A 4,548-nucleotide genomic window follows, 5' to 3' on the forward strand; every position below is an offset into this window, starting at 1 on the left:
ATAAAGTACCAGTAGCACAAGTCCCACTTAGTACACTACTTGAACCTGAACAAATCGCACTTGGACTGGCTGATGCACTTGTTGGTGCCAATGGCGTCGCTGTTACTGTTACTGTAACACTACTCGCTGGACTTTTACAAGTACCACTCACACAAGCACCATAATACGTCGTCGTTATCGTTGGGCTAACTGTTGAGCTAGCTAATGCGGTTCCTGTCAAGCCTGAATCGGTGTACCATGTTAAAACCCCACTGCTACAAGCAGCTGATAGCGTTGAACTACCTCCTATACAAATATTAGAAACACTCGCTACTGCCCCTGTGGGACTTGATAACACAGGACAACCTATTGATACCATCACTAAAGCTGTATCGCAGACACTTGTCTGATTTTTAGCACATAAGGTATAAATAAAAGAATCTGTTCCCACATAACCAGAAGTAGGTGTATAAGTAATACTTCCATCAGCATTCACACTTGTTGATCCATGCGCAGGATTAGTACTTACCGTTGGTAACCCTACATTTGTCAACGCAGCAGCAGCGCCACTGTTGATGTCATTTGCTAATACAGGAATACTCACTGCCGTATTTAGAAGCGTAGTTGCCACATCATACTTAGCCTCTACACATTCATTAATAACAATATTTAGAGATGCTGTTGGACTATAACAGTCACCTGCTGCATCATAAAAAGCCGCATAATAAGTGCCTGCCGTGCCAATGGCAGTTGGGTTCGCTACTTTGTTGGCGGTGGTGGCTGGTGTGCCACTGTGCCATGTAAGCGTAGTACCAACGGGGGTATTTGTTGCCGAAACTGCCGTGTTTAAATTAACCGTAGTGCTGGGGCACGTATTGGTCAATACCACTGGCGTACAGGGCAAAATCTCTACCAATACCTCGGTGGCGGCATCTCCGCCACCACTGTAACAATTATTGGTGGCATCAAAAAATGCCGCATAATAAGTGCCAGACATTTCGACCACCGTTGGGTCGGCTATTTTATTGAGCGTAGTGGCTGGTAAGGAAGTATGCCACGTAAGCACCGTATTGGCAGGTAAATTGCTGACCGAAACTGCCGTATTGAGATTGACTGACGTAGCAGGGCAAACATTGTTGAGGCACAATGCGGCTGTAACCGTTACGTTTAAGGTACCACTCGAATAGCAATTATTGGTGGCATCAAAAAACGCCGCATAGTAAGTGCCAGGCGTAAGTGCCGATATACTACTGAGTTTGTTGACTGTGGTGGCAGGTGTGCCACTGTGCCACGTAAGGGTGGTATTGGCGGGCTGATTACCGGCTGTTAGTCCCGAAAGGTCAGCTGTACCAGTACTGCAGCCTGCCGATAGCCTGACTTGGGCATGGCTTACCATGCTCATAGCCAACACCAACCACAAGCCCAACAGCCAAACCAGCGTGCCTTTTTGTTTTATATATTCGTATATGACATTCATTCTTTATACTATTTTTTAAATGATGTAATTGCTTGACCCATTTTTATAAAAATGAACTACCATTTAGTTTTTAATCAACGATGGTGCTGCACTGCCCGCATTACAAGTCGCCGTCGCCGTTACGACGATGGTATGCTTTGATACCACACAATTAGTACCCGTAGCATCGCATACTTTGATACAGTATTGGTAAGTACCCGCTGCAAGACCTACTGTATTGATGCTGTGAGCACCCGTAGCGGCCACCAAACCAGTGATTCTGCCAGATGGCAAAGCTAACGTTGGTGAAGTAGGGGCCGTACAAAGAGCATCGGCAGTGCCATCTGAATAAGTATAAGGGCTTGTGCCACCCGAAACACCCGTTGGCGGATTACCCGTTACACTTGTGCCAGTAGTACCCGTAATAACCGCAGGCGTACCCACTGTAACTGGTGTACTACAAGCTGTAACCGTAGCCGTAACAGCCGTAGTAGCCGAACCCGAAGTACCCGAATAACAATTATTAGTAGCATCAAAAAACGCTGCGTAGTATGTACCTGCAGCTACCGAAGTACCTGTAATTTTATTTGCCGTAGTAGCTGGTGTACCTGTGTGCCAAGTAAGGGTAGTGCTTGCTGGTAAGTTGGTAGCCGTAATACTTGTTAAATCTACTGTGGTAGCTGGGCATACATTGGCTTTTGTTGTAGCAGTAAGCGTTGGTACCGTGGTACCTGCGTTGCAGGTTGATAACGATACAACAGCAGAGGAACCAAACGAAACATTCCACATGTTACCATTGCTATTAGGGTTTACTAAATATTGAAAAGCTATTGGCAGTTCTGTTTCTGTAGCAGTAAACGTATAAGTAAATGTTCTCCATGCGTTTGAACTCCCTCCTGTAAATGGATACGTGCCTAATGTGGTATTTGTAGTAGAGTTTGACAAACGAAGAGTCCCATCATAATTGTCATTAATTACACCGCCTGCGGCTGCACTCGTGCGAAGTTCAGCTGCATAAAAAGTAAAATTATAAGAGTTGCCAATAGTCAACCCAGTTATGGTAGTACCCGAATTTTCGGTACTCGAACCACTTATCCAAACGGTGTGACCATTTGGTGGCACAACAACAGTCCCAGACCATGGATAACCAATAAGTCCTGCCCAGCCGGTTGTACTTGAAACATCAGTAGATCCTGCAAAACTTGTCCATCCTGTAGGGACTTTAACAGTTCCTGTTGTAACTGTATTTGTTGCAGGTACTGTTTGTGCCTGCACCTCTTGTATCATAGCGGTACATATTACTAGTACTGATAGCATAAATTTTGCTATATTTTTTATGTTATTTTTCATTCTGTTTAATTTTTAATATTTAAATTTTAATTATTCTTTATTTAACATCTGTCTTAGTAGTAAGTCGTCTTAGTAGTAAGTAGTGTTTTGTGGTTAGCCATCTTTAGCATAATAAGTATCTGGGGCAACATTGCTAAAATCGAATGTTTTTTTCGTGGTATTGGCTGCAACTGTACCATCTGTAGTTGTTATTACATCCTTCATAGGATTATCATTGCCATCTACTATTGTTAACTCAATAAACCAAGGTGTAGCAGCATGAAAGGTTATTTTTGGGTTAAGGACTTTGCTTGCCGTATACTGGTTTTTAGCTATTAATGCTGCTGGTATTTTTTCTTGCGAAGGAGCTCGGGTTTGTGCCTGTGCAGGCTGTAGCCCAGCTACTAAAAAGAATAACATACCTATTACCAAACTTAGATACATGCTGGTAGATGTTTGTTTTTTTGAGAAATTGTCCATTTTTTAATTAATTATTGTTCAATTTTTTCGTAAGCTTTTTATTTAGTAGTAGTGTACCTGCCGAGGCAACAGAACAATTGGTAAAGGCTGTAATAATAGCAACACAGTCATTACAAGCACCTGCTAGTAGCACAGAGGATTGTGTTATAATCTTATTCGTTAAAAACAAATCAATTACCAGAAGTATCGCTCTTATTTTCATATTTGATTATACACGAAAGACTCTTTCTTGATAATCATCTCAAATGATTCCTAGGTTATCATATATTGAAAAACTCACAAGTCTAAACCTAAAAGCAAGAATTAAAAATGGTTCTTTTAGCTTGAGTAGTAAGAAATCTTTTGATTCAGCCTACGATAGCATATTTAAGTAAGTGGACACAAACAATACTAACAATAAGCCGTAAGGAAAATGCTCATACTACTAAAAAGTGCTATAAGTTTTTTGATCTACAACCTAAAATAATAGAAGCTTTTTCTAATATTTTAGGTTATGAAATTGGAATATCACAAGTCCAAATGATAGAATAAGCAAAATCTAAATCAGCAATTTTATTTAAATTTGATTTCTGCTTCTCATTTTATGCACTTAAAATCTAGCATACTTAAAAATGTAAGCTAAAAGGTAAAAGCAATCTCATATAGCCACAGGTAAATACTATGACTAAATCATAGTAAAGACTACTCAGATAAGTATTTTCAAAGAAAATACCATGGGAGTCAATATTGGAGTAAATCTAAATTAGAAACTAATAAATATTGACTTAGGAAATGTTATATTTAATTCATTTCAAGACTTTAGTATTAGGAGAAAAGGAATTATGCCTATAAAGCGACTTATAGGAAGTTGTTTATAAAGGAAGCTGAAAAGTTCCATTCATAGCAGATTCATTTTTTAACTACTTAGATTCGATTTAACTACTTTACTGGGCTGTTACTCCATGAAGAGTACTTTAATTCTGATTGACAGAAGCTAAATAAACTGTATAATATTATTCACCATAATCATAGTATTTCTATAACAATAAGATATTATTTCTTAATTATTACAAGTAAAACAACAACTATATTAATTTTATCAAATTTCAATCCAACATATTTCATCGAGCTAGTGAAAACATTACCAAATACAACAAATGGTGACGAAAAACATATTTTTTTTAAACCCATTAAAAAATTAATATTTCGAAGTCATCTTGACTTTTTAATTTTCTTAATTGCCATGATAATGAATGCTATAAAGTTAAACCCCATCCAACTTGAAATCGTTGTGTCGAAGCGATTTAACAAAGATCTATAACTAT

General features: G+C 38.9%; 4 protein-coding genes. All 4 read right to left on the reverse strand.

Annotated features, from left to right (window positions below; genetic code table 11):
* The coding region (locus tag QM491_RS25300; RefSeq protein ID WP_283330374.1) for an Ig-like domain-containing protein at positions 1-1,456 on the reverse strand (1,456 nt) is incomplete at its 3' end.
* Positions 1,457-1,519: 63 nt separating this feature from the next.
* A complete protein-coding gene (locus QM491_RS25305) occupies positions 1,520-2,752 on the reverse strand; it encodes a hypothetical protein (protein ID WP_283330375.1) in 1,233 nt (410 codons plus the stop codon).
* Between the two features lie 126 nt (positions 2,753-2,878).
* On the reverse strand, positions 2,879-3,244 hold the full coding sequence (locus QM491_RS25310) for a hypothetical protein (protein WP_283330376.1): 366 nt from the start codon (positions 3,242-3,244) through the stop codon (positions 2,879-2,881).
* Positions 3,245-3,251: 7 nt separating this feature from the next.
* Positions 3,252-3,446, reverse strand: a complete 195-nt coding sequence (locus QM491_RS25315) for a hypothetical protein (RefSeq protein WP_283330377.1) — start codon at positions 3,444-3,446, stop codon at positions 3,252-3,254.
* Positions 3,447-4,548: the final 1,102 nt, after the last annotated feature.

It is taken from the genome of Flectobacillus longus, assembly GCF_030056705.1.
Lineage (GTDB): Bacteria > Bacteroidota > Bacteroidia > Cytophagales > Spirosomataceae > Flectobacillus > Flectobacillus longus.